Here is a 26,951-nt window from a genome sequence, read left to right as displayed (position 1 = left end):
GTTGTTACTGCATTAGGATAAGTCATGGCTCATTTTTCAGGTCACGAGACCTTTCCGTTAAGACAAATGTGGCTTAAAAAAGCTTACAGTTGCGCCACAGCGGATGGATACATTGATAAATCTGTTTTCTCTGATGACGAGGCTATCGCCAAATTTGGTGTTGGCAAAAATATGGTCGCATCAATCAAGCATTGGGCACTTGCTTGTGAAGTCATGCGAGAAGATGATGGCAGATTTAAACTTACTGAATTTTCTACAAAAATATTTGATGACAATGGGTTAGACCCTTATTCAGAGCATCCTTCGACATCCTGGCTGAGTCATTGGCAGCTGTCAGGAAGGGGGTATCGCTCCACTACCTGGTACTGGTTTTTTAACCATGTAGTCTCTCCCACCTTCACACAAGAAGACCTCAGAAACCTTTTAGCTGAATACGCAGCTAAATGTAGTCCTGGCCGAAAGCTTTCCGCAATGACGCTCTCACGAGATATTGAGACATGCTTACGAAGTTATGCCCCTAGGTCTAGTGGAAGTACGCCAGAAGATTTCGCTGAGCCTATGCTCGGAGAACTAAGCCTTGTATCGGAAGAAAAAAAGGGACATTTTTCGTTCCGTCGGGGACCAAAGATCACTCTGTCGGATGGAGTATTTGCATACGCTTTAATCGATTATTGGGAACGGAAAGCGAAAAAACTGAGTACATTATCATTTGAGTCTATTGCATATGGTGAAGGCTCACCCGGCAGAGTTTTTAAGCTTGATGAGGATTCTATCGCAGAACGTTTATTTTCACTGGAGGAACTAACTGAAGGTTCCTTTGCATGGACAGATACAGCTGGGCTACGTCAAGTTCATCGAAAAACATCAGAAACAGAAGAAGTAATGTTGAATATGCTCGGGAAGGCTTATGACTGAACATAATGAAAACCTGCTTTCAGAACAGGTTCATATAGCAAGACAGTACCAACGTTCTATCCGCATTGATACCGATCTTGGGCGTGAAGATGCTCTTGACGGCTATGTATGCAATGGCACGGCAAAAACGCTGCTCGAAAACATGTCAAGACAGTTGATGAATAGTCAACAACGAGCTTTTACATGGACCGGACCATATGGAAGTGGTAAATCCTCTCTAGCAATCGCTCTTGCAAGTGCATTATTACCTAACGAGGTTCTACGCAATAAAGCTCGAGCTATGTTAAATGTATTACCACATAGCGATTTTGACAAAGTATTTCAGGTTCGAAAAGGTTGGCTTGTTTTACCTGTAGTTGGCCGTCGAGGTAGTGTAGTTCAACAAATTTCTCATACATTGAATAAGATGTGTGGTCAGGAAAAGGATTATGCTAAATCGGCATCACTATTGATTAAACATATTTGTTCCGCAGCAGAACAAGAAAATTTAGATGGTACTTTGCTCATTCTTGACGAATTGGGTAAATTTCTTGAAGCATCAGCTTTAGGTAATGGTGATGATATTTACTTCTACCAAGAGTTAGCTGAAGCGGCTGCTCGTAGTAATGGTCAAGTCATTATTATCGGTATACTCCACCAATCTTTTGGTCAATATGCTGCACGCCTCGGGCTTGATACTCGTGATGAGTGGGCCAAAATTCAGGGTCGATATACAGATATACCTCTCGTTGCTGGCAGTGATGAGATTGTTGAACTGATAGGTAAAGCTCTCAATGTTGATACAAGACCTAAGCATGCCAAAATTGCAGCGCAGATAGTTGCTAATGCGATACGTGAGCGACGCCCTATGGTTGGTGCTCAGTACGAACATGCATTAGAACTTTGCTGGCCTTTACATCCAGTAATGGCGGCGTTGCTAGGCCCTATATCAAAACGTCAGTTTGGGCAGAACGAACGTTCAACATTCGGTTTCCTCTCTTCATCTGAGCCTTACGGATTCCAAACCTTCCTTAATATAACGTCGTTCCAGGAAGCGACTTGGTACTTACCATCAAACTACTTTGACTATCTCCAGGCGAACCTTGAACAGCTTATTCTTGCTTCAACTGATGGGCACCGTTGGGCACAAGCTGTCGATGCAGTGGAACGAGCGGAAGCAAAATCTGATAACAGATTGCATATCGCTTTAATCAAAAGCATTGCAATATTAGACCTTTTTAAAGATGGTTCAGGATTAATAGCTGAAACAGCTATCCTTGAGTCGCTTTTTATTAATATAGATAAAGAAAAAATCATAACAGCACTCGATGAGCTGTCTAAATGGCATGTAGTAATCTTTAAAAAGCACACAGGTGCATGGTCTGTTTTTGAAGGAAGCGATTTCAATATTGACCAGGCTGTGTCACAAGCTCGTGCTACCATGTCAGGAACGGATTTCAACTTACTGAATAAACTAGCTAATCTTTACCCAATTATAGCTAAGCGGCATTATCATCAGACAGGTTCATTTCGTTGGATGAACATTGCTCTTTGTGGATTAAATGATGTACAGAAACTTGCCAGTGAATTTAAACCAAGAAATGGTGAATTCGGATTACAGCTACTTGCACTTCCTGACCAAAATATCAATGAAAACCAAGCTAAGCTCATATGTGCTGAAGCAGCCCGGTCTAAACCATGGCCCATCGTTATCGGGTTGCCGCATAACTATTTGCGCATCGCAGATTTAGGCACTGAACTTTTGGCACTACAAGTTGTGCTAACTAAACGTGGGCACGAACTAAATGGTGATACTGTCGCCCGACGAGAAGTTCATGCGCGAATCATAGCAACACAGGCAACATTAGAAGAGCAATTAGCTGAAGCACTAGCAACTGCACATTGGTATGCTGATAATCTTGAATCTGAGCCCAAAGGAACGCTATCTTCGATCGCCTCTTCTCTTGCCGATAATGTTTATTATAAAGCCCCACGATTATGGAGTGAATTAGTTAATCGAGACAACCTATCAAGTAATAGTGTTAAAGCCAGACGAGAGCTTTTATATCGGATGCTCGAAAATGAAGGAGAGCCTAATCTTGGCATAGAGGGTTACCCTGCTGCACGAGGACTTTACGAAACTATTTTGTATCGTACTAGCTTGTATAGAAAAGACGATGCAGGACACTATCGTTTTACCCCACCAACGGGCGGAAAAAATGCCTCATTCTCAGCCCTTTGGGAGAAAACACATGAGCTACTCCAAGATAAAAATATTAAAATATCAGCATCTGATATACACACACTTTGGACTGCACCTCCTTTTGGTCTAAAAAAAGGAGCCATACCAATAATATTCATGGCTTTCTTACTAACATATAAGGGAAATATTGCAGTCTACAAAGACGGAATATTTATTCCTAATATTACTGATGCAGATATTGATGAATACTTGCAAGATGAAAGACGATTCGCTTTGCGCTGGATTGTTATAGATAATGAAAAACAAAAAATTCTAAATGGAATCGGTCAAATCCTTGCGTCTATAGGAGCAACATCTAAATCAGCCGACCCCTTAGAAGCAGCAAGAAGTTTAGTTGCAATGGTCATAGGGTTGCCAAATTGGACACAAAGAACAGCAAGGCTTTCATCTGAGGCCAGGAAGGTAAGAGATACCTTACTAAAAGCTAGCGATCCTCACAAAGTTTTGTTTATCGACTTAGCCGCAGCTTTGGATGTGGAAAGTGGGCACGATTATATTGATGCTTTAAAAGGACCAATAGAGGAAATCTGGAATGCCTACGACAAATTGTTGCAGCAAATTGCGTCAAGTATGTTAAAAGCGCTAAATGCTGATGAACATAATTTGTCTGTATTGAGAGGGCGTGCAGAAACACTAACAGGTATTACAGGCGAACTAAGGCAAGACGCATTTTCTACTCGACTAGCCACGTATGACGGTAGCAAAACTACGATTGAAGGTATACTCAGCCTTGCCGCGAACAAGCCCCCAAGAGATTGGAATGATCGGGATATTGATTCGGCCCTCATGGAAATAGCCAATTTTGCATTGCGCTTTCGGCAGTCTGAAGCTTTAGTGGCAATACAAGGGCGGAAGCCAACCAGCGAAGCATTTGCTGTGGTTATTGGCGCTGGTGCTGAAATGCGAACATTTAAACACGAATTTAGTGTACCAGAACAATGTATTGAACAAATTGAAAGCCTTACCGATGAACTGATTAATACATTGTCTGCAAAGGGGCTGAGTTCGGAAATCATAATGGCTGCACTAGGTAAAGCCTGTATACAACTCGCTCAACATGGTGAAGAGGTTCTCGATGACTGAAAAGCATGTTCTTGGTATTTCCGGAGGTAAGGACAGTGCAGCGCTGGCTATTTTTATGCGCCAAACCCGGCCTGAGCTAGATATTGATTATTTTTTTACTGATACGGGTAAAGAACTACCTGAAGTCTACGAATTCCTTGGTAAATTAGAAGGTTTTTTGGGCAAGCCAATTGCCCGGTTAAATCCTAGACGTGATTTCGATTTCTGGTTACGCGAATATAATCATTACTTGCCTTCACCACAAACTCGCTGGTGTACACGACAATTAAAATTGGCCCCATTTGAACAATGGGTCCGCCCTATGCTCGCAGCAGGCGATAAAGTCACCAGCTACGTAGCAATCAGAGCTGACGAGGAATATCGCGAAGGATATAGCTCGAAGAATGCCAATTTAACAATTAGTTTACCTTTCAGAGACTCAGGCATTGACCGCAAGGGAGTCATGGATATACTTGACTCCTCGGGAGTTGGTCTACCTCGATATTACGATTGGCGTTCACGTAGTGGCTGCACATTTTGCTTTTTCCAGCAAAAAATTGAATGGGTAAGGTTAAGAGAACGCCATCCTGAAGCATTTGAAGAAGCTAAACGCTATGAAAAAAATGCTATTGAACATGGCTCACCTTTCACTTGGACAAAAGGTGAACCATTGGATGCCCTTGAAAAACCGGAAAGGGTTGCCCAAATTATTGCTGATTTTGAAAAGCGTAAAGAACGAGAAAGGGCTAGAAAACCAATTAACCCTTTACGCCCTAGTGAGTCACTCATCGACATAGATGATATATATGGCGAAGATGAAGGGGGAGGATCTTGCGCAATCTGCCATAAGTAGTAAATAACCAATAGGAGTATCCGAATAAACTAGGATACTCCTATTGCCGAAAGTAGAGCTTCACAAAATTCGGTACTAGTTTGATAACGACGAGAACGACTATGTGCTAATGCCTGAAAAAGGATAGGAAAGACCTCTTCTGGCCCAGTCCAATCAGAATTTTCAATAACACCTGACGGGTGTCGCCCGCAAGCAGAATACCAAAAAACACTAGCCAATTGATATATGTCAGAAGCTTTGCATATTTCATCGTCACAACCTAATGGTTTATTTAATGCCTCTGGAGACATCAAAAAAATTGGTCCTATTCCATTTTCTGGTCATTTAACCAGCTCCATAGCATGCTTTGTAACAGAAAAATCTGTACGGATAGCCTCTACTACGCACGAAATATCTTCATCCGATAAGAAAGGAGCTTGTGCGAATACTAAGCCATGCTCCCCATTTAATTTAGCAGCGAGGTGTCCTTTCCCTAAAAGCAATTCAGCACCAGAACGATCCAGGGCTATTTTCGAAGTTGCCTCACTTGCTACCTTAAGAATCAATCTATTACCCAAGTTTTCTCTAAGTTGCATCGGCATCACATCCTTATCAGGACGTTGCGCCGCAAAAATTAAGTGGATACCTGCGGCACGAGCTTTAACCCCAAGCCTCTGTACTGCAGCACTTACCGCAGATTTATATTCATCATCAAACATCCAATCGGCAAACTCGTCATGTACCAAGAACACCATAGGTAACCGTTCTTCATGTGGAACCTTACTGTTATAAGTGGAGAGGTCTCGTGCACGAGCGCCAGCAAAAGCGCGATATCGATCTTCCATTTCCTCGACCAAAGCGGCTAAAACTTCCTTTGCACGTTCTTTAGTAATAATTATATCTTCACGCATATGTGGAAGGTCAGCCAATGGAGCATAATCAACCCCCATTTTCGGATCGATCAAGATAATATTTGCAAGATTTGTAGGGTTTGTCGCAGCGATGTCTAACAACAGAGCCTGTATCAAGACTGACTTGCCGCTACCAGTAGCACCAGCGACTAATGAATGTGGTTCATGTGAGGATAGTCCTCCAAATTCGGAACCCAAGTTCAAGTAAAGTAAAGCTCCATTAACTTCTTGAACACCTAACAAAAATGACGTGTTGATGCCCGCCATATTTCGATTTATTTCGCGCTGTGCCCACAGTTCCCAAAGAGCAACTGATTGTCTCTTTGTTCCCGCAATTGTAACTACTATTTCACCCGGTTTAGGCTGAACTGTTACTAAGTTGAGAGCATGGGTAGTCATAAGCTGAGTGCGTTTATTTTCGATGTCTTCAACACGCAGACGATCAGAACCAGCTAAGCGAACTAAACAACCATTTGGTGTTAGACGAGTATTTATGACCGAAGCCTGTAACCCATAACTGTTAAGAGCTACTTTAAGCTTTTGGGTAACCTCTTGAGCCCAAGCTTCTCGCTCTGTATCACCTTGGGCTTTGCCTGCATATTTAGAGGCAATTAGCTTCGATAATTCTGTTCCATAGATAGTATGGTTATCGAAAGATTGTGGTTCTATTTCGTGAACTATCGAAGGTAATATGAACTCTGTTAAGCATGTTGAATCCAAAACAGCCTTACCCTGTTGTGAGGTATCATTTTCACTAGTTATGGATAGGCAATCACTCTCAGAAGTAATTGATGTTGGCACCAGCTCTTCAACCGAACTGAGCCAAGTCACTCTACGAGCAGGTTTTTGGAATGTATTACTGCCCCACGGCAGAGGTGTCCCCATGGTTGAACACACATCAACAACACTACTCTTTTTGCTATAGCACTCAGCAATTTTACGTAATTCAGGGCGATCAAATATTATTTGCCAAGCCTGAACGCCTGCTAGCTCTTCAAGAAGCTCTTGTTCAGATTTAGAGCCTGTATCCGCATCAGAGGTATGTATATAAACATGCGAGTAGCCTCGAAGCGATATTTCAATGTCACCATCACGTAATTTCGTACGTGCTCGCTCCATTAACCCTGTCATTCCTGGTGGAATTTCAGCATCTAGAAGCATATTTGCCAGTCGAGAAAGCCAGATATCGCGATCTAAGCGACCAGGATCACCAAAGAGGGCCTCCCGGAATGTACTGAGGGTTGCAAGAAGTTGTTCTTTCGAGTCTCGACGAGCCTTAGCGAGCCCATCTGCACCAATATATTTCGATTCAACAATTACAATAGATATGCTGATTTTGTCATCTGTTTCTACAACATTTAATGCCAGTATATCTGCGATACGACTTTCAGGTTGAGACAACCAGCGTGCATAATCGTCGAGTAAAAAATAGGCTGTCAGGGTTTGGCTATTTCTGGTCGATTGTTTAAATTCCTCTGCAAGTAAATAACGGCTAAATACTAAACCAAGCATTTCTCCAGCAGATGTACCCCGTTTAGCTGCTCTTAAAACAATATCGCCAGAAATAGAGAGGGCATCTATTTTTGCTCTTTCAGCTGTTTTGTTAAGTTCTTCCTCTTCAATCTTTAAGTTAAGCTCCCCCAAACGTCTACGAACCAACACACTCAAGAGGCGCAGTTCAGATGTTGAGCTAACTATAATATTACGGCCATTGGTTGAACTTCGTCGGTAGCGGACAATAGTGATGCCGTTGTACTGCAGCTGACGTTTATCCAAAAGTTCATCATATATAGCGACCCATTCGGCTAAATCATGAGCATCCTTTATCATTGTAGCTAGATCAGGATCTTGCAAAGAGATACGACGAACAGGCAGATGTCTTTCGTTAGTTGATAGATCAGATTGACGACAAACGGCCCCAACTGCAGATATATAAGTCCATCCAGTGCTAGTCTGCTGTGGACAGGTCAAAAATGTGGATGACCTAAGTTCATTCTCCCCAGAAACACTTCGATAAGAACAACGTGAAGGAGCATGTTCTAAATTTGCTCTCTCATTAGTCCAGTCTACTCGAAGCCAATCTACCTTAGCAGCTCGGGCAACTACATCGTGCAAAAAAGCTATGTCGAAAGGCTTAAAACCTTGCTGGCTTTTTAAAGGTGTTGCTGAAATTGGCGTAACTGATATACGTAATTTCGATATAAAGTTATCACTGGTTTCACTGACTACAGGTAAATCAGGAGCATCATCAACTTTATTTACCAACTCGCCATAGACGCTGCGAAGCTTACTCTGGTCAGAGTGACGCATAGATACACTGCATTGAAGTTTTCCATGCGACTGCATAGAAGATATTTCGCGTACTGTGGCAAGCGGCAATTCGGCTGCATCAGAGTTATATAGCACAATATTAAGGTTTGAAGCTTCATGAGGTTGTAATCCAACATAGCGTTCCAGAAGTTCACGAGCTTGCTTCGCCGCTAAAGATGGATCAACATTCGTCATTGAATCTTCTACCCCCCGAGTAGGTGATTCTAAAAGACTGTAACCATTGACTGTACTACTCTCCGAAACCAAAATTGAGGTTCCTGCCCAATCAAGCACACCGATCTCTGGATAGAACGGGTGTGCAATCTCGTCGGAGAACTCACGCATAAAAATTTCGCGATCACTAAATAAAATACTCTCACTAAAAAGCAGATGCTTAGCAAAGCCAGTAATTCTTTTTGATTTAACAGCCAATGCTTTCATTCTTTCAGGATGCCAAGGAGGAATGATCAATGCAGGATTATCACCAACCACCTTCACGGTTCCTATTGCCAATACTTCTGAAACTAACTTCGCTCTACAAACATCGCCACGCGCATGTACCAACAGGGTTGATAATAAGACACCAAATGACTCAGCTTGCTGCATTACAGCTTCGCCATGGAGCCCTTTTTCAATAAATTCGAGCATTGCTTGATTGTAATCTTCTTCAAATTTGTCCCAGGCAATACGAATCTCATCGCGTTGCTCCGGTTTTAGGCGCCCTGCATCAGACAATTCCTGAATACGTCTCTTGATTTCTGCTCGCTGACTACGAAGCCTATTGGATGGTGGAACAAGTGAACCGGCGTCACGAGCAAAAGTTGCCTCTAGACTACCTGTATCCAAAAGTGATACTCGCTGTACCCCCCTTTTTTACTCACAAGCTTCCTAGGAACTTCAGTACGGCCAACAGCACCTTTCTCCAGTAATCGACGCATATCCCCTACCATTGACAGACCAATCGAAGCCGGTCTATAACTCCAAAGAAGTTGCGTCTTAGCCAGAATACTTTCTTTTTCCTGATCTTTTCTAATTAGGGCAACATCAAATTTAATTTGCAGCGCAGTTTTAGATAGTGACGAGCTAGGTTTGACTTTAGTCTTCTTGTTATTGTGGTATTCCTTTTCTTTGGCAAAAAAAGACTCATAATCAAATAGTGGATCAGGTAGATTAGCGTTGCCCATCCGCTCAACTTTCCAATCTACTTTAGGACCCATGAGTTCCTTGAGCCCTCTATACATAGAGGAAAAAAAGCTACCTGCATCATAATTGAAACGTTCTCGCCACTCCTTACGTCCCTTATTAACAGTAAAGCGCAAGAAACATGTACTGCCAGATTCCCTCACTCCCGCATAAAGGTTGTGGACGACACGAGCAAAGCCATCAAAAAAATCATGACACTCAATGGGCTTCCCATAGAGTGTTTTTTCCCAACGAGAACATAATTTAGTGTCTTGCTCCAAAAGTCGTCGATGTTTAATGAAAAACTCTTCATCTTCTTCCGTAAAATCTGCTCTACGTTCACGAGTTTTTAAGTCTTCTAAAAGCTTACGACTATTCTCACTTAAGGAATTTTCAGGTTCACAATTGTGATCAAAAAATTGAATTGTTGCATCTGATAATCCAAGAAGCTTTTCTTTAGGCTTATCGAAAATCAAATATACGCCATCACCTTCCCATTCGAAATTAGAGAGTTCAACCGCTGCAGAAATATCTCCAGCCGGTGATTCAATGAAAGCTTCCAACGCCTGAAAAACCCCATCGGATAATTCTTCTTTATGCTCACAAAGCCGCTCTCGTAGATCGTCTAAATCAATTGGCTGGCCATTTTGTTTTAGTTTTTTTAGTAGCGGAGCTCTTTGGAGGAATAACTTAGTAAAGGCCTTTTGCCAAGGCCCTCGTAATGTTGAATAAGTTTTGCTATTGGAAAAAAACGCAGTATCCCTAGGCAATCCAACTTTTGGTAGAGAGAAACCAAGCGCATGTCTAATAGCCAATCCCTTGGATAAGATGGCACTTGCAATTTCAGAAGAAAATTCACCTAGCTGTACCAAAGAGAGCTCAGATGAAGCAAGTAAACCAGCAAGAGCGGCCTGAAAAATAGCTCGATCCTCTTGTACTAGAGAGATCCCCCCGAATGCAATGCAGCCTCAACCCAAGGCTTGGCATCGGCTCGCATTTCCTTAGCTCCGATTGCCATTACATGACCTAAGGTATCTGATAAATTATGCTCGTTACCATTAGCCGTAAGTATGGCCACTTTATCAGTTTCAGCATTATTGCGAACAAAACCCGCATTGTGCTGAATAAGAATCTCCGCAGGAAGTCCCTGTCCCTGAGCTAAAGTTTCAGGTATACGCAAATCAACTTGAGCTATTAAATCATTGTCAGCCAAGATTGCTCTTGCAATTGCTGCAATTTGACTAGAAGAAAGTTTATCTAACCTGAATAATGCAACTGCATCATCGATTTGACCTGGATTTGTAATACGCTTGGCAAGGATATCCGCGCCGACACGTCCTATAATGCGTTCGGTTAGCATTCAGTATTTTCCCTTACTGCGAATGGATTTTCTACAAATGAACAGGAGTCAGAGAGCCTGCGTACTAGTCCTAAACCAATAAGTCGAGCCTCAAGATTGTCTCGGTTTTCACTGAGTTCCTCTTGGTCAACAAATTTTTCGGCCACTAGATAATCCCCTTCAACGTCACCAAAAACTAGCCCATATCGACGCTTAGCTTCGGCTAAGAACTCATCAAATTGCATCCTATCTTTAACGATTGTAACCACAAGAGATTTGAGCAACCGATCATTTGGGGCATAGCGTGTGCGCCGAGAAAGTCGGCGTGAACTCAACCCAATTGCCCTGGCCCATGTTGAATGTATCTTTCCAGAGTGACGTTCATGCCGAGTAAGTGATAATGTGACTAGCTCAGAAATTAAGTCATCTGGATTCTTGCCTGAAAAATCACCATCGCCCTCTCCTTCAGATGGGGGCCATTGGAACCATTCTCGCATTAACTTCAGACGTTCTGAATCAGGGAAATCCATCTCACTTGATTTGTCCCACCGAGGATCTAAACTAATAGACTCCACATAAGCACGTACCGCTTTGGCTGGTAACCCTTGGTTATATTGATAGCTATCACCAGATAGTCCTCTAACTTTAGTGCGTTCTTTAGACACAATTTCACAGACAATTTCCACAGGTTTGCCATCTCCGGCATACCATTTAGAGCGTTCAAGAAAATAGAGCAACATATTCAAGCCAGTTATAGGTATTAGATGTTCGAGTGCATCATAGACCGGAATATCCTTATTCAAAACTGCGAGCCAGTCGTCACAAATCTGATCAAAACGAGGATTTTGAGATTCAGGAAGATAACCTGCTAAGCGAGAACCTTCGGCGAGCTGAGTCTCTCCCTGCAAAGCTTTAACAAGACGATTCATTTCGGATGTACTGTCAAAAAGTTGATCAGCCAAGACCTGGCCTAGCTCCTCCCCCCTTTTCGTACGAGTAAGCATTAAATAGAGTAGCTCTCCTGTACGCGCAAAAAAACGTCGGTCATTACTTGCATTACCATGAGCATCAAAATTCAAATCTTCGAAGAGTGCATCAGGTCCAAACGGAAAGGCAAATTTAGAACTCCAGCGTTTATTGCTACGGGATTCGAAAGATGAAGAACGTAATAGCTCGATCGCTTTGGCAAAATCATTGAAATTTGAGAAGACTCGTCTTAAATAAGTTACCTCATCATCTCCCTTCCCCATCGCCCCTTCTGCAAATTTTTTGAACCATGAATCCCATTTTTCTTCATCAGATAAAGTACTATCCGCAATAGACTCAATATAAGGATTATTAAATAACAAACTACGTAAACGAATTTGCCGCTGGGGGCGGAAACGGATAGTTCCCCCCAAATCATCGTGAGGAAGTAGAGGTCGATCTAGGTTGGCCCCAAGTAGTCCCAAAAACTCCAAAATAGTTAAATGCGGAAGTTGTTCATCATAGAGACGATGCCCCCAAATATTCTCATCCACACAAAAATCAACGTGCTTTATTTCTGGGCGTTTTATAATTGAATTCATTCTGCCCACCTTACTATCATAGGACGAATGAACCCGCACCCACCAGGTTCAATATCAATAAAATTCAAAGTCATAACAGAATCCTCTACTCCAAACTCTTCATCATCGTAGCCAATCGTTGCTTTACGAACCATCTGTGCTTTTCGTAACAACTTAGCCTTAAAAGCCAGGAGGTCTTCAAGACACTCGTTAGAAAAACTAGCTGGTAACGCCCCTTCCGAGATACGTGAAAGAAATTCGTGACGAATAGGGGTTAAATCAAAACTCACACAATTTGACTGCCCAGGAGCAAAAGAAACTTCCAAAAATGGCCGACCACTCTCTTCATCAAGCTTAATACTCATGCCTATACCAGCTTGCTTACGAGATGGGATCTCGTAATCGCAAAGTACACTAACTCTTGATTGGGTAAAACCACCAGAGCTTGCAACAAAAATCTTGTCGGAATTCTCCAACAATAATCCAGTAATAACTCTATTAAGCCCTTTAACAATTCGCCCTTTAATTAGATCACTAATTATTTTTTTGGCTTTAAGAGATTCAATAATTAACAAATAGTCCCCAGCAAATTGGAATGCCGTCATTGACCAATATGGATAATTAATTTCACCGTCAGGCAACGTGAAAAATAATCTGCGACGTTGTATCTCAAGTAATTCTAAAAATTCAGAAGCCCCGCCATCTAACCGTGCACTTTCATGACCTTCTAAATATGCATTCTGGCCAGAGTAAAAAGCAACAGTAGCCCCGTATATCGGATCTGATGCTAACAAACGCTCGAAATCTGCTTGCAATCGAGAGTCATCTTTCCCATAGACCAACAGCCCATCAACCGCATTACTAGTTTCTTCACCTGCTCCAAAACTAGCCATTGCTTTGAATATAGGACGTCCAGCGGCTCTACGTTTGGGAAGATTAGCGCCAAAAGCATTTGTATAGATACTAGCCTTCCCTATTTCTCCTCGTTCTTGAATGCTCACGACATCAGCACAAGTCATTAAATTTTCCCTAACGACTTTAGCATCTGAATACCCCAAAATCATATTTGAACATAAGGCGAGAATATCCCGTGTAGGGAGATGTAATCCATTAAATCGGGCAATCTCTATTAAATCAGCAAGACGCAAAGCAAGCTGACCACTGTCAAATTCTCCGAGTAGTCTTCTACGATTTTCGTCTATCGGACAAATCCTCGCATCAGACTTTAATGAGCAATGCTTGCATTTTTCCCACTCAGGATGCGCGGCAATAGTTCTGATTGCTTCATCTAATGTCTTACGGTTTGTTACCCTGCTTAGATCAAATACAGCCAGCCTGTTTGGTGCGGGGCCTGCCTGCAGAAATTGTTCTTGTAATGGTTTACGTAAAGGATGAATTCGGCCTTGTCTTCGGCCAATGTCTCTTAATCGGTCAAGTAATTGACCGTGATTAGCCGCAAGAATAATGACCTCAGAATCATCGCCTTCTAGCACAGACCGTTCAAGACGAAGCAAAGGAAGGTCGCTTTCCTCCCCGTTGAATTCAGATAGATCTTTGATGAACACAGCTAAACGACCATCAGCAAGCCGAAGCTCCTTGATATTGCCCTTTGTAGACCAATGCTTAATTGATCCTCCAAATTTTTCCCACAAAGCACGGCAGTGGTATGTTTTTCCATCACCAGCAGTTCCTGCAATCAAAATTGAACCAGGAATCTTAGACTCAATGTGCTCAACCATTTTATCAAGCAATGGTGTCGACAATTTAATCGGATGAACCTTGGCTCGCCCCAACGCTCCGACGACATATTCATCAAACATAGTGAGGTTGTTAGATGTTGGTCCATAACTTCGAAGAAAACGCACCCAAGAACTATTGGGCTGAGAAGATAACTTTGTACCTTGCTCAGTTGCTGAATTTGATAGGCTGTTCATCATTCTCCCTGCAATTCATAATTATTTGAGCCTTTGTAAAAAGCCTCTAGTCCTTCAATAACTATATAAATATCAGCTATGTAAATGTATTTACCCATACAGATAGTGCAGCAACACTCTAAGTTTGCCAATAAATTTCGTGAAATGCTGCTAGCCAAAGCTCATTATTAAAATGAGCTTTTAGTTAACACTGAATGAGCACGGCTAGCGCCAAATAAACCCAAGTTACAATCTCTAAATACAAGATAACAACGCTATTTATTCTTAAAAAAAATGGTTAAATCAAAATCCATATAATGAACTACATATCATTTTTGAGTCAGCTTCGCAAAATCAAACGGACTAACCCCCTTCTCCCGATTCGCATCCAGATAATCTGCCCACCACTGAATCATCAATCTGCGTTCATCTAAGTGCTCGGCTTTATGAATATAAGCCGCACGTACAGAGTTGCGCTCCTGGTGACTCATCTGCCTTTCTACTGCATCCCTAGACCACAATCCCGACTCAATCAATGAACTACAAGCCATGGTTCTGAAACCGTGGCCACAGACTTCAACCTTCGTGTCATATCCCATAACGCGTAGAGCCTTGTTCACCGTGTTCTCACTCATGGGCTTACGTGGGTCGTGATCACCGATAAAAATCAGCTCACGATTTCCACTCATGCTTTTGATCTTTTGCAGAATAGCGAGAGCCTGGCGGGATAAGGGGACAAGATGAGGAGTACGCATTTTTGATCCCCGGTGCGAGTGTTTAACACCTTCCAGTGGTTCACGCTCTCCAGGGAGAGTCCACATGGCGGTTTCAAAATCCACTTCTGACCAACGGGCGAAACGTAATTCACTGGAACGGATAAAAACCAATAAAGTCAATTCTACCGCTAACCGAGTGAGTGGCCTGCCACTGTAGTAGTCGATGCGATGAAGCAACTCTGAAACACGGTTTAACTCAAGTGCAGCACGGTGCTTTCTTTTACCGGTAGCGACAGCGCCCGCCATCTCCTGCGCGGGGTTGTAATCAATTAAACCGCTTTGTACTGCATAGCGCATTATCGCTGTAGTTCGTTGTTGCAAGCGGGAAGCTACCTCAAGACGCCCTGACATCTCTACGGCTTTAATGGGAGGTAAAAGATCACGGGTTCCGAGGTCTGCAATATTCCGTTTGCCTATGGCTTGAAAGAGATTGTCCTCTAAGCTTTTGAGCACTCGAGCACTGTGAGCTTCTGACCATTGACGATTACTGGCATGCCACTCTCTGGCTACCACTTCAAAAGTTATCGCTTCTTGCTCCTGCTCTACCTTAACGGCTTTCTTGCTCTCACTTGGGTCCACACCGTTAGCTAACAGCTTACGAGCTTCGTCACGCCGTGCCCTGGCATCAGCCAACGATATTTCAGGGTACTTGCCCAGCGCCAGCATCTTCTCTTTACCACCAAAGCGATAGCGTAGCCGCCAGTATTTCGAGCCGTTAGGGTGAACCAGTAACACCATGCCTTCGCCGTCGGTAAGTTTATAGGCTTTTGCTTCAGGCTTGGCCGTACGAACCTTCACATCACTCAGAGCCATGTTGAGTATCCTTTCAAGGGTTCTGCGTGGGTACAAACATTATCGAACCGGGATATACCCGCAATTGTACCCACATCAGTAAGTTGATGTAGATTGAATCAGGTTGACTTATGTTGAGTGAAAAAGCGAGAGGAGCCTTGCGGGGACTGGATTTTAGACATAAAAAAAGACGTCCGTAGACGTCTCTTTACATACTAATGGTGCCGAAGGCCGGAATCGAACCGGCATGCCTCGCGGCGGTTGATTTTGAGTCAACTGCGTCTACCGATTTCGCCACTTCGGCACTGAAGTAGTATGCGGAGAACGAGGTGAATTATACCTACCAATGATCCGCATGCAACTGTTATCCAATCAAGTTTAGTCTAAGTGTTGAAAAAACCGCCATCAACGCCGTTTTAGCAGCAAATAAGCACTGATTAGGAGGAAAAGTATACTCGGTAACAGCGCGCCAATCACTGGAGGGATGTTGTAAACCAAACTCAGTGGACCAAATATCTGATCCAGTACGTAGAAAACAAAGCCAAAGAAGATGCCGGTGACAACCCGAACACCCATCGGCACACTGCGTAATGGACCAAAAATAAATGACAGCGCCATCAACATCATCACCGCCACCGAGAATGGCGCAAATATCTTGCCCCACATGTTCAGTTCGTAGCGACTTGATTCCTGGCCACTTTGCCTCAAGTATTTGCTGTAGTCATGCAACCCGCGGATGGAGAGTGAATCTGGATTCATGGCAACCACGCCCAGCTTCTCGGGTGTCAGGTTAGTTTTCCACTCACCGGTTAACGTCTGCGAGCCAGTCACCTGAGTCGGGTTGGTTAAATCAGATTCATCAACCTGCGATAACCGCCACAGATTGTCTTCATAAGTGGCTGTCGCCGCGTAACGAACCGACAACAGGCGGTCTTGTTTATCAAAGTGATAAATATTGACGCCAGTCAGCTCTTTGTCGCCCGATACCCGCTGAATATAGATAAAATCAGAGCCATCTTTTGCCCACAAACCAGACTGCGTCGATAGCAATGAACCACCGTACATCTGCTGTGCGCGGAAGTTGCGCGCCATCTGCTCGCCTTGCGGCGCCACCCATTCGCCGATTGCCATGGTCAGCAACACCAGCGGAATGGCGGTTTTCATCACCGAAGCAGCGATTTGCATGCGGGTGAACCCCGACGCCTGCATAACCACCAACTCACTGCGGGTCGCCAATGTACCAAGGCCCAGCAAGGCACCTAACAGCGCTGCCATCGGGAAAAATATCTCAATATCCTTGGGGACACTGAGCAAGGTGTACATGCCGGCGGATGCCGCCGAGTAGTCGCCCTGCCCGACTTTTCGCAACTGATCGACAAATTTGATGATGCCAGACAACGATACCAGCATGAATAATGTCATCAGGATGGTATTGAGGATAGTCCGTCCGATATAACGGTCTAATACACCAAACATCAGGCAGCACCTCTCAATCGAGCACGTAACTTACGAGCCGGCAGGCCATCCCACAGGTTCAATATCACCGCAATAGCCAGATAAACACCATTCACGGTCCACATCCAGAGAAGCGGGTCCAGCTTGCCGTTACCTGCATTTGAGCGCAGGGAGCTTTGCAACAGGAAGAAAATCAAATACAGCAACATCGCCGGCAGCATACTGAGGACGCGGCCCTGACGCGGGTTGACCACACTCAGCGGCACCACTAACAGCGCCATGATAACCACCGACACAATCAGTGTCAGCCGCCAGTGAAACTCCGCGCGGGCGTCCGCTTCATTCGAGCGCCACAGCTGTTTCATGGTCATCTGCTCAGCCACATTGCTGTTTTGCTGCACTTCCTGATGCCCAATAATGGCCTGATAGTCGACAAAATCGGTGATGCGGAAATCGCGCAGCAGTGCGGTGCCCTCATAGCGAGTGCCTTTATTCAGGATAACCACTTGCGAGCCGTCAGGCCGCTCGGTCATATGGCCGCTATCGGCCACCACCACGGAGGGGCGCTGATTACCGTTTGGCCGCAATTGTGCCAAAAACACCCGGTTGAACTCTTTGCCCGTGACATTGCCGATAAATAAGGCTGAATTACCATCGGTTGAGGATTTAAACTGCCCGCCCGCTAATGCGGCGAGACTGGGGTTAGCCCTGGCGTCATTCAGCACTTCGTCTTGATGTTTGGACGACCAGGGGCCAAGCCAGATTGTATTGACCGCCGCCAGCGCAGAAGTGCCCAGCGCCAGAATCAGTGCCGCCAGAATCAGGGATTTTTTGCCCATGCCGCAGGCATGCATCACGGTGATTTCACTCTCCGTATACAATTTGCCTAACGTCATCAACAAGCCAAGGAATAGGCTTAATGGCAAGATAAGTTGTGCCATTTCCGGCACACCGAGCCCCAAAAGGGATAAAACCAGATTTGTTGGGATTTCACCGTCAACCGCAGCGCCTAATATCCGTACTAACTTCTGGCTAAAGAAGATTAATAGCAGGATGAACAGAATCGCAATTTGGCTCTTAAGTGTTTCCCGTACCAGATATCTAATGATGATCACGCTAATACGCCTGTGAAAACTTGTCTTTTTGCAGGAAAATCGATAGTTTCATCGTTAATCCGCCATTTATTCTCATCATATGGCAACCTTCACAACTAAAATAGTATTACAGCATCTAGCGTTTAGGTGTCCTATAGGAACATGCTTATAGTCGCCAAAACAAAACAACTTATACCGTTAAGGTTAACACACGTCGTTAACACAACGGAGCAGAGATCGTTGCGGAGCGCTATATTCTAGCGATAGCGTCCGCCTTTGTCTTTAAGATTCAGGAGAGTGCATGGAGTTCAGTGTAAAGAGCGGCAGCCCGGAAAAACAGCGCAGTGCCTGTATTGTAGTCGGCGTTTTCGAACCTCGTCGTCTATCTCCCATTGCCGAACAACTCGACAAAATTAGTGATGGCTACATCAGCGCTTTATTGCGCCGTGGTGAACTTGAAGGCAAAGTCGGGCAGACGCTGTTACTGCACCATGTGCCGAATATTCTCTCCGAGCGCATCTTGTTAATTGGCTGTGGCAAAGAGCGCGAGCTTGATGAGCGCCAGTACAAGCAAGTGATCCAGAAGACCATCAATACCCTTAATGACACCGGCTCAATGGAAGCGGTCTGCTTCTTGACTGAGCTGCATGTAAAAGGCCGCAATACTTACTGGAAGGTGCGTCAGGCGGTAGAAACCGCCAAAGAGACGCTTTACACCTTCGATCAGCTTAAAAGCAATAAAACCGAGCCTCGCCGCCCGCTGCGTAAAATGGTGTTCAACGTGCCAACTCGCCGCGAATTAACTAGCGGTGAGCGCGCAATCCAGCACGGTCTGGCGGTGGCATCCGGTATCAAAGCCGCCAAAGACTTGGGCAATATGCCGCCAAATATCTGTAATGCCGCCTATTTGGCGTCGCAGGCGCGTCAACTGGCCGATGCATTCAGCACCAATATCGTCACTCGCGTGATTGGCGAGCAGCAGATGAAAGAGCTGGGTATGCACTCTTATCTGGCGGTTGGTCATGGTTCGCAGAACGAATCATTGATGTCGGTGATAGAATATAAGGGTAATCCGAACCCTGACGCTAAGCCAATTGTGCTAGTGGGCAAAGGGCTGACCTTCGATTCCGGTGGTATCTCCATCAAGCCTGCCGAAGGCATGGACGAGATGAAATATGATATGTGCGGTGCGGCAACGGTTTATGGCGTGATGCGCGTGGTGGCTGAACTGCAACTGCCATTGAACGTGATCGGCGTGCTAGCGGGCTGTGAAAACATGCCGGGTGGTCGCGCTTATCGTCCGGGTGATATCCTGACTACCATGTCCGGCCAAACTGTTGAAGTGCTGAATACCGATGCGGAAGGCCGCCTGGTGCTGTGTGATGCGCTGACCTATGTGGAGCGTTTCGAGCCAGAGCTGGTGATTGATATCGCGACTCTGACCGGCGCGTGCGTTGTGGCGTTAGGCCACCACATCACCGGTTTGATGTCGAACCACAACCCATTGGCGCATGAGCTGATTGGGGCATCAGAGCAAGCCGGTGACCGTGCATGGCGCTTGCCGTTAGGTGATGAGTATGCCGAACAGTTAGACTCCAACTTTGCTGATATGGCAAATATTGGTGGCCGTGCCGGTGGGGCGATTACTGCGGGCTGCTTCTTATCACGCTTTACCCGTAAATATAGCTGGGCGCACTTGGATATCGCGGGCACTGCATGGCGTTCAGGCAAGAACAAAGGCGCAACAGGCCGCCCGGTCGCGTTGTTGTCTCAGTTCCTGCTTAACCGTGCAGGGTTAAACGGCGACGATTAATCGTTTGATATACATTACGTTACTTCAAGGGCACACTTTCGTGCCCTTTTACGTCGTAGAGAACTTATGAAAAACGCCACTTTTTATCTGCTCGAACACGACACGCCCGCCGGTGAGCTGCGCGCTCATGAAGCATTGGCCTGCGAGATTGCCGCTGCTCGTTGGCGGACGGGCAAACGGGTGCTGATCGCCTGTGAGAGTGAAGAGCAGGCCCAGCGGCTAGATGAAGCCCTGTGGCAACGCGCACCTGACCAGTTTGTACCGCACAATCTGGCCGGTGAAGGGCCAAAATATGGCGCACCGGTTGAATTAGCCTGGCCTGAACGGCGTGGGAACTCCCCTCGTGACCTGCTTATTAGCCTGCTACCCGAGTTCGCAGGTTTTGCCACCGCTTTCCATGAAGTGGTAGACTTCGTTCCTTACGAAGAAAATTTGAAACAGTTGGCGCGCGACCGATATAAGTCTTATCGCAGCGTCGGCTTCCACTTGACCACGGCAACGCCGCCAACTAATTGAAATAAAAAGAAAATGGAAAACACACCTTCTAGCATCGACAAAACTGAGCCGTCCCTCGATAAAACCTACAGCCCGCAAGAAATTGAGCAGCCGCTGTATGAACACTGGGAAAAACAGGGTTATTTCAAGCCGAACGGCGATACCAGCAAAGAGAGCTACTGCATCATGATCCCGCCGCCGAATGTAACCGGCAGCCTGCACATGGGCCATGCTTTCCAGCAGACCATCATGGACACCTTAATTCGCTACCAGCGTATGCAGGGGAAAAACACCCTGTGGCAAGCGGGTACTGACCACGCCGGTATCGCTACCCAAATGGTGGTTGAGCGCAAAATTGCCGCCGAAGAGGGCAAAACCCGCCACGATTACGGCCGTGAAGCCTTTATCGATAAAATCTGGCAGTGGAAAGATGAATCAGGCGGCACTATCACCCGCCAGATGCGCCGTTTGGGTAACTCCGTGGATTGGGAACGTGAACGTTTCACCATGGACGATGGCCTCTCCAACGCGGTTAAAGAAGTGTTTGTCCGTCTGCACAAAGAGGATCTGATTTACCGTGGCAAACGCCTGGTAAACTGGGACCCGAAATTGCGCACTGCCATCTCTGATCTGGAAGTGGAAAACCGCGAATCCAAAGGCTCGATGTGGCATCTGCGTTATCCGCTGGCCGATGGGGCCAAAACCGCTGAAGGCAAAGATTATCTGGTCGTGGCAACCACGCGTCCGGAAACTGTGCTGGGCGATACCGGTGTTGCCGTCAATCCAGAAGATCCGCGCTATAAAGATCTGATCGGGAAAGAAGTGATCCTGCCACTGGTTGGCCGCCGCATTCCGATCCTCGGTGACGAACACGCGGATATGGAAAAAGGCACCGGCTGCGTGAAAATCACGCCAGCCCACGACTTTAATGACTATGAAGTGGGCAAGCGCCACGCCCTGCCGATGATCAACATTCTGACTTTCGACGGTGATATCCGCGCAGAAGCGGAAGTGTTTGATACCAATGGCGAAGCGACCGATACATGCAGCGGCGCAATTCCAGAGCAGTTCCAAGGTCTTGAGCGCTTTGCGGCCCGTAAAGCGGTGGTCGCTGAATTCGATAAGCTCGGTCTGCTGGAAGAGGTTAAGCCGCACGACCTGACAGTGCCTTATGGTGACCGTGGTGGCGTGGTCATTGAGCCAATGCTGACCGACCAGTGGTATGTCCGCACAGCCCCGCTGGCGAAAGTCGCCATTGAAGCGGTGGAAAACGGCGAGATTCAGTTCGTACCTAAGCAGTACGAAAACATGTATTACTCATGGATGCGCGACATTCAGGACTGGTGTATCTCCCGTCAGTTGTGGTGGGGTCACCGAATCCCAGCCTGGTATGACGAGCAGGGTAAAGTGTATGTCGGTCGCGATGAAGCTGAAGTGCGCCGCGAAAACAACCTCGGCCCTGAAATTGCCTTACGCCAGGACGAAGACGTGCTGGATACCTGGTTCTCATCTGGTCTGTGGACCTTCTCCACACTGGGCTGGCCTGAGCAGACCGAAGCACTGAAAACCTTCCACCCCACCAGTGTGGTGGTCAGTGGCTTTGACATTATTTTCTTCTGGATTGCCCGCATGATCATGATGACCATGCACTTTATGAAAGATGAAAATGGTAAGCCGCAGGTGCCGTTTAAAACCGTGTACATGACCGGCCTGATCCGCGATGACGAAGGGCAGAAAATGTCCAAATCGAAAGGTAACGTCATCGACCCACTGGATATGGTTGACGGCATTTCGCTGGAAGAGTTGCTGGAGAAACGTACCGGCAATATGATGCAGCCGCAGCTGGCAGAGAAAATCCGCAAACGCACCGAGAAGCAGTTCCCGAATGGCATTGAGCCACACGGCACTGATGCCCTGCGCTTCACTCTGGCAGCACTGGCCTCCACTGGCCGTGATATCAACTGGGACATGAAGCGCCTGGAAGGGTATCGCAACTTCTGTAACAAGCTGTGGAACGCCAGCCGTTTCGTGCTGATGAACACCGAAGGGCAAGATTGCGGGCAGAATGGCGGCGAAATGGTGCTGTCACTGGCTGACCGCTGGATTCTGGCTGAATTCAATCAGACCATCAAAGCCTATCGCGAAGCGATGGACACCTACCGCTTCGATCTGGCGGCCGGTATTCTGTACGAATTCACCTGGAACCAGTTCTGTGACTGGTATCTGGAGCTGACTAAGCCGGTGATGAACAGCGGTTCTGAAGCTGAGCTGCGTGGGACTCGCCATACGCTGATTGAGGTATTGGAAGCGCTGCTACGTCTGGCACACCCCATCATTCCTTACATCACTGAAACCATCTGGCAGCGGGTTAAGAGCCTGAAAGGCATTACCGCAGACACCATTATGTTGCAGCCTTTCCCTGAATATGACGCCAGCCAGGTTGATGAAAAAGCGCTGAGTGATTTGGAATGGATCAAGCAGACCATCATTGCTGTACGTAATATCCGCGCAGAAATGAATATCGCCCCAGGTAAACCACTGGACGTCATGCTGCGTGGCGCTAGTGCTGAAGCTCAGCGCCGGGTGCTGGAAAACCAGAGCTTCATCCAGTCGCTGGCTCGCTTATCCTCCCTCACTCTGTTAGCTGACGGAGATAAAGGCCCAGTCTCAGTGACCAAATTGGTTGAAGGTGCAGAAGTGCTGATCCCAATGGCGGGTTTGATCGATAAAGCCACTGAGTTGGATCGTCTGGCGAAAGAAGTGGCGAAGCTGGAAGCAGAAATTGAGCGTATCGAAGGCAAATTGAGTAACGAAGGTTTTGTCGCACGTGCGCCAGAAGCCGTGGTTGCCAAAGAGCGCGAGAGAATGGCCGCCTGTGCTGAAGCCAAACAGAAGTTAATTGAGCAGCAAGCGACTATCGCCGCACTGTAAATTAATCTGACATGAAGTAAGTACTCACTGGGGGCCATGATAATCTGGCTCCCAGTTTTTTTACCATTGCATTAATTCAGTGTTAAATGGTATTACAGATTATAACTAAGATATTACCTTTGGGTTTATAGAGCATGACCACAGCTACATCTATCCACCTGCTGGTGCGCCCCATCCTCGCCGCAGACAATCTTGCTATCGCCAATGTTATCCGCGACGTCTCGGCTGAATTTGGCCTGAGCGCAGATAAAGGCTATACCGTGTCTGATCCGAATCTGGATCACTTATATGAGCTGTATAGCCAGCCGCGCAGTGCTTACTGGGTGGTTGAAGTGGACGGCAATATTGCCGGTGGTGGTGGTATCGCCCCCTTGTCGGGTGGTGACACCGATCTGTGTGAATTGCAGAAAATGTACTTTCTGCCACTATTGCGCGGTAAAGGTTTGGCAAAGCAATTGGCATTGCAGGCGCTAGAGTTTGCCCGCCAGCAGGGCTTTGGTCGCTGCTATCTGGAAACCACCGCCAGCCTGACCAGCGCAGTAGGTTTATATGAAAAATTAGGTTTTGAGCATATTGATGGGCCGATGGGCAACACCGGTCATGTGGATTGCGAAGTGACGATGCTGAAAACATTGTGATTATTCAGGGCGCATTAAGCGCCCTGAAACTATTGGCTAACACCCCTGCGGCTGCCAGGAAAAAAAATTTCCCAAAGCCATTGGAGTCGCAGGTAGGCAGCAAGCAAACGCATCCCGATGAGCTTACTCAAGTAAGTGATTCGGGTAAGTGCGCGCAGCTAACACCCCTGCGGCTTCCAGGAAAAAAATTTCCCAAAGCCATTGGAGTCGCAGGTAGGCAGCAAGCAAACGCATCCCGATGAGCTTACTCAAGTAAGTGATTCGGGTAAGTGCGCGCAGCTAACACCCCTGCGGCTTCCAGGAAAAAAATTTCCCAAAGCCATTGGAGTCGCAGGTAGGCAGCAAGCAAACGCATCCCGATGAGCTTACTCAAGTAAGTGATTCGGGTAAGTGCGTGCAGCTAACACCCCTGCGGCTTCTAGGGCGAAGGGAAATTAGTGACGCTTACCGTCGTCATCCTCATCCACCAACTCTTCATCATCGAACTCACCCTCTTCATCATCTTCTGCGTCGGGATCTTCGTAGTAGGTGCCCCAGCCGTCGTAATTTACGCCGCACTTTTCAGCTAATGCGATTAACTGTTCAACCTGCGCATCAATAATTTCAGCATTCAGAGCAACTTCGCTGATCACGTCACAGCACATCACCATAGAGCCATCTTCCACTTCCAGCTCTTCAGCATCTGTCACTTCATAACCCAGTTTGAATGCTTCAACAGCGGCTTTTTCCAGCACTTCGAACTTTTCAGAAGAGAGGTGGTGTTCAATCGTGTACAGCGCATCGGGATCACTACCATCGTCCAGCAGTTCTTCAATGATCAGGCGGGTCTCGTCACGTTGTTCGTCCAGCATTTCGCGGTTTGCCATGCCTTTATCCTCAGTCAATGGGCTTAATATGGCGCTATTTTCCCACACCCACGCGGTTGCCTCCACTATAAACGAGAAAGATTTATTGATGGGGGTTGTAATTGAATATTTATACGTATAAATTGAATTTAAATTCAATTAGACTATTCAGGATGCAAGCTATGAGCACTATGAGTCAGTTCTACAATCGTCACTTTCTAAGGTTACTGGATTTTACCCCCACTGAAATTACAGCCCTGCTGGATTTGGCGGCTGAGTTAAAGCAAGCCAAGAAATCCGGCTGTGAGCAGCAAAAACTGGTAGGTAAGAATATCGCGCTCATCTTCGAAAAAGAGTCGACCCGTACTCGATGCTCTTTCGAAGTTGCCGCATATGATCAAGGTGCGCGCGTGACTTACCTCGGCCCAGGGGGAAGTCAGATTGGGCATAAAGAGTCAATTAAGGATACCGCCCGTGTATTAGGCCGCATGTATGACGGTATCCAGTATCGTGGTCATGGCCAGCAAGTGGTTGAAACATTGGCTGAATATGCGGGAGTTCCGGTGTGGAATGGCCTGACCAATGAATTCCACCCGACTCAATTACTGGCGGATTTATTGACTATGCAGGAGCACCTGCCGGGTAAGCCATTGAGTGAAATGAAATTTGCCTATCTCGGTGATGCGCGCAACAACATGGGTAACACCATGTTAGAAGCCGCCGCACTGGTGGGGATGGATTTACGTCTGGTCGCGCCAAAAGCGTGCTGGCCGGAGGCCCAACTGGTGGCGGATTGTCAGGCGCAGGCGCAAAAAACTGGCGGTAAAATCACACTGACAGAAGATATTGCCGAAGGCGTGAAGGGCGCTGATTTCCTGTATACCGATGTTTGGGTCTCAATGGGGGAACCCAAAGAGGTCTGGCACGAGCGGGTTGCACTGCTGAAACCCTATCAGGTCAATATGAGTGTGGTGAAGCTGACCGGTAACCCACAGGTCAAGTTCCTGCACTGCCTACCTGCATTCCATGATGATCAAACCACTCTGGGTAAGCAGATGGCAGAGCAGTACAACTTGCCAGGCGGAATGGAAGTTACCGATGAGGTGTTTGAATCCGCGCACAGCATCGTGTTTGATCAGGCAGAAAACCGCCTGCATACCATCAAAGCAGTGATGGTCGCCACATTGGGTCAACACTAAACATAACAGGGTCGGCTATCTGAAGTATCGGCTTTTGATTATTTTTACACCTAATCAATAAGCGTTATTGGCGCAGGCAGATTGAGTGAGGACAGCGCGCAACCAACGGAGCATACACGGAGTATGTGACGGCGGCGAGCACTGCCCGAAGCTCAAGCTGGCAAGCAAAATAGCCTATTTCACCGCCATCTTCACGACGGCTTTGCGCACATTCGCTGGCTCACCGACGGCACACAATGGCTTATGCACTTCTCCGGGATAGAACACCACAAAATCACCGGTTTGCATAATAAACTGCTTTTCATCGACACCCGCCGGTAAAAAAGCAATATCTTTGTCCGCCAACCAGTCAGTATCTGGCTTACCGGCTGGTTGATTACTGAAGGTCATCCCCTCAACGCCTGCCAAAACAATCTGAATATCCAGATACCTGGCATGATATTCCGCCCGGCGATTTTCCAGATAGTCAGTGCTGTCATTGGAAATCAGCACGAACAGATTATTGCCATCAATATCATGCTTACCCAAAGGGGTTTCTGCGGTGATATGGCTTTTCACATATTCGATGGCCTCTTTCAATTGCGTAGGCAGATAGGGCAACAACTCCAAATGATGAATATTTCCGGTAATCATGGCTTTCCCTTTCGTGAAGATAAAATG

General features: G+C 46.3%; 18 protein-coding genes and 1 tRNA gene. 8 read left to right on the top strand and 11 right to left on the bottom strand.

Going from position 1 to position 26,951, the window contains the following annotated elements; translation table 11 throughout:
* The first annotated feature begins 24 nt into the window (after window positions 1-24).
* Genes HRK25_RS08875 through HRK25_RS08865 form a run of 3 tightly spaced genes read left to right on the top strand, consistent with a single transcriptional unit; the run spans window position 25 to window position 5,072 of the window.
* Complete coding sequence (locus tag HRK25_RS08875; protein ID WP_005276466.1) at window positions 25-915, top strand: DUF4007 family protein; 891 nt, start codon at window positions 25-27, stop codon at window positions 913-915.
* Window positions 908-4,240 carry a hypothetical protein gene (locus HRK25_RS08870; RefSeq protein ID WP_032898308.1) on the top strand — a complete coding sequence of 1,111 codons (3,333 nt, stop codon included), beginning with the start codon at window positions 908-910 and terminating at the stop codon, window positions 4,238-4,240. The genes HRK25_RS08875 and HRK25_RS08870 overlap by 8 nt, the downstream gene beginning before the upstream one ends.
* On the top strand, window positions 4,233-5,072 hold the full coding sequence (locus HRK25_RS08865; protein ID WP_032898310.1) for a phosphoadenosine phosphosulfate reductase domain-containing protein: 840 nt from the start codon (window positions 4,233-4,235) through the stop codon (window positions 5,070-5,072). The genes HRK25_RS08870 and HRK25_RS08865 overlap by 8 nt, the downstream gene beginning before the upstream one ends.
* 320 nt (window positions 5,073-5,392) lie before the next feature.
* Here HRK25_RS08865 and HRK25_RS08860 read toward each other — a convergent pair whose 3' ends face one another.
* The 9 genes from HRK25_RS08860 to lptF form a co-directional block, all read right to left on the bottom strand.
* Window positions 5,393-9,118: an FtsK/SpoIIIE domain-containing protein gene (locus HRK25_RS08860; RefSeq protein WP_254451379.1), complete on the bottom strand. Its 3,726-nt coding sequence runs from the start codon at window positions 9,116-9,118 to the stop codon at window positions 5,393-5,395.
* A complete protein-coding gene (locus HRK25_RS20175) occupies window positions 9,100-10,326 on the bottom strand; it encodes a hypothetical protein (RefSeq protein WP_254451378.1) in 1,227 nt (408 codons plus the stop codon). Before HRK25_RS20175 ends, HRK25_RS08860 begins: the two co-directional genes overlap by 19 nt.
* Window positions 10,327-10,391: 65 nt before the next feature.
* On the bottom strand, window positions 10,392-10,814 hold the full coding sequence (locus HRK25_RS20170) for a hypothetical protein (RefSeq protein WP_254451377.1): 423 nt from the start codon (window positions 10,812-10,814) through the stop codon (window positions 10,392-10,394).
* Window positions 10,808-12,361 carry a hypothetical protein gene (locus HRK25_RS08855; RefSeq protein WP_032898312.1) on the bottom strand — a complete coding sequence of 518 codons (1,554 nt, stop codon included), beginning with the start codon at window positions 12,359-12,361 and terminating at the stop codon, window positions 10,808-10,810. Before HRK25_RS08855 ends, HRK25_RS20170 begins: the two co-directional genes overlap by 7 nt.
* Entirely contained in the window at window positions 12,358-14,277 is a 1,920-nt protein-coding gene (locus HRK25_RS08850) for a DEAD/DEAH box helicase family protein (protein WP_005276477.1), read from the bottom strand. Before HRK25_RS08850 ends, HRK25_RS08855 begins: the two co-directional genes overlap by 4 nt.
* Window positions 14,278-14,582: 305 nt before the next feature.
* Window positions 14,583-15,842: a tyrosine-type recombinase/integrase gene (locus HRK25_RS08845; protein ID WP_005276479.1), complete on the bottom strand. Its 1,260-nt coding sequence runs from the start codon at window positions 15,840-15,842 to the stop codon at window positions 14,583-14,585.
* A gap of 198 nt (window positions 15,843-16,040) precedes the next feature.
* Window positions 16,041-16,125 (bottom strand) — tRNA-Leu (locus HRK25_RS08840).
* A gap of 101 nt (window positions 16,126-16,226) precedes the next feature.
* Window positions 16,227-17,297, bottom strand: a complete 1,071-nt coding sequence (lptG, locus tag HRK25_RS08835; protein ID WP_032898315.1) for an LPS export ABC transporter permease LptG — start codon at window positions 17,295-17,297, stop codon at window positions 16,227-16,229.
* On the bottom strand, window positions 17,297-18,391 hold the full coding sequence (gene lptF / locus HRK25_RS08830; RefSeq protein WP_005276481.1) for an LPS export ABC transporter permease LptF: 1,095 nt from the start codon (window positions 18,389-18,391) through the stop codon (window positions 17,297-17,299). Before lptF ends, lptG begins: the two co-directional genes overlap by 1 nt.
* Before the next feature lie 280 nt (window positions 18,392-18,671).
* Between lptF and pepA the strand changes: the two genes are divergently transcribed.
* The 4 genes from pepA to HRK25_RS08810 all read left to right on the top strand — a co-directional run bounded on the left by pepA (window position 18,672) and on the right by HRK25_RS08810 (window position 24,247).
* Window positions 18,672-20,183, top strand: a complete 1,512-nt coding sequence (gene pepA / locus HRK25_RS08825) for a leucyl aminopeptidase (RefSeq protein ID WP_005276484.1) — start codon at window positions 18,672-18,674, stop codon at window positions 20,181-20,183.
* 66 nt (window positions 20,184-20,249) lie between these two features.
* Complete coding sequence (locus HRK25_RS08820; protein ID WP_005276485.1) at window positions 20,250-20,699, top strand: DNA polymerase III subunit chi; 450 nt, start codon at window positions 20,250-20,252, stop codon at window positions 20,697-20,699.
* Between the two features lie 12 nt (window positions 20,700-20,711).
* On the top strand, window positions 20,712-23,609 hold the full coding sequence (locus HRK25_RS08815; RefSeq protein WP_005276487.1) for a valine--tRNA ligase: 2,898 nt from the start codon (window positions 20,712-20,714) through the stop codon (window positions 23,607-23,609).
* A 134-nt stretch (window positions 23,610-23,743) separates the two neighbouring features.
* Window positions 23,744-24,247, top strand: a complete 504-nt coding sequence (locus tag HRK25_RS08810) for a GNAT family N-acetyltransferase (RefSeq protein ID WP_005276489.1) — start codon at window positions 23,744-23,746, stop codon at window positions 24,245-24,247.
* A gap of 434 nt (window positions 24,248-24,681) precedes the next feature.
* On the opposite strand, the gene rraB is transcribed toward HRK25_RS08810, so the two are convergent.
* Entirely contained in the window at window positions 24,682-25,113 is a 432-nt protein-coding gene (gene rraB / locus HRK25_RS08805; protein WP_032897072.1) for a ribonuclease E inhibitor RraB, read from the bottom strand.
* 170 nt (window positions 25,114-25,283) lie between these two features.
* Between rraB and argF the strand changes: the two genes are divergently transcribed.
* Entirely contained in the window at window positions 25,284-26,291 is a 1,008-nt protein-coding gene (gene argF / locus HRK25_RS08800; RefSeq protein ID WP_032897160.1) for an ornithine carbamoyltransferase, read from the top strand.
* 174 nt (window positions 26,292-26,465) lie between these two features.
* On the opposite strand, the gene HRK25_RS08795 is transcribed toward argF, so the two are convergent.
* Complete coding sequence (locus HRK25_RS08795) at window positions 26,466-26,924, bottom strand: NanQ anomerase/TabA/YiaL family protein (protein WP_005272529.1); 459 nt, start codon at window positions 26,922-26,924, stop codon at window positions 26,466-26,468.
* Window positions 26,925-26,951 lie beyond the last annotated feature (27 nt).

The organism is Yersinia bercovieri ATCC 43970, assembly GCF_013282745.1.
Lineage (GTDB): Bacteria > Pseudomonadota > Gammaproteobacteria > Enterobacterales > Enterobacteriaceae > Yersinia > Yersinia bercovieri.
The sequence above is the reverse complement of the archived record's forward strand: the minus strand, read 5'-3'. Positions and strand labels throughout refer to the sequence as shown.